We start from the raw sequence: 648 nt of genomic DNA, 5'->3' as shown, positions 1-648 counted from the left end.
CCTGTTCGACCTCGCCGGCCAGCCGACGGCAGCCGGCTCGGTGGTGCTGGCCCACACGCCCGCGGCCCACGCCGACGCACCAGCGGTGGCCCGCCTGCGCGCTGCCGGCGGCGCCCTGATCGGCCGCACCAACATGACCGAGTTCGCATTCTCGGGGGTGGGCGTCAATCCACATCACGGCACCCCCGTCAATTCGTGCGATCCGGTGACGCAGCGAATTCCAGGGGGCTCCTCCTCGGGCGCCGCGATCTCCGTGGCCAGCGGCGCTGCCTTCATCGGCCTGGGCTCCGACACCGGCGGCTCGATCCGAATCCCGGCGGCGCTCAATGGGATCGTGGGTTTCAAGAGCACCGCGCGGCTGGTGCCGACGGACGGCGCCCTGCCGCTGTCGACCACGCTGGACACGGTGTGCGCCATGACGCGCTCGGTGCGCGACGCCATCATCGCGCACGAGATCCTGGCCGCCCGCCGCGTAACTGCCGGCACGGCGCCGCTTTCAGCCTACCGGCTGGCGGTGGTCAAGGACCTGTTCTTCGACGAGATCGAGCCCGCCGTCGCCCACGCCTTCGAACGTACGATGCGCACCCTGCGCGCCGCCGGCGCCCGCATCGAGGAGATTGCCCTGCCTCAACTGGCCGATCTTCGGTC

At 71.5% G+C, this 648-nt stretch carries 1 protein-coding gene; it reads left to right on the top strand.

Annotation, left to right across the window (positions count from 1 at the left end):
- The coding region (locus tag APY03_RS44170) for an amidase family protein (RefSeq protein WP_269747396.1) at positions 1–648 on the top strand (648 nt) is incomplete at both ends.

Source organism: Variovorax sp. WDL1 (assembly GCF_001541225.1).
Classification (GTDB): Bacteria; Pseudomonadota; Gammaproteobacteria; order Burkholderiales; family Burkholderiaceae_C; genus Variovorax.
Note: the sequence above shows the minus strand (reverse complement) of the source record. Positions and strands in the feature narration are given on the sequence as shown.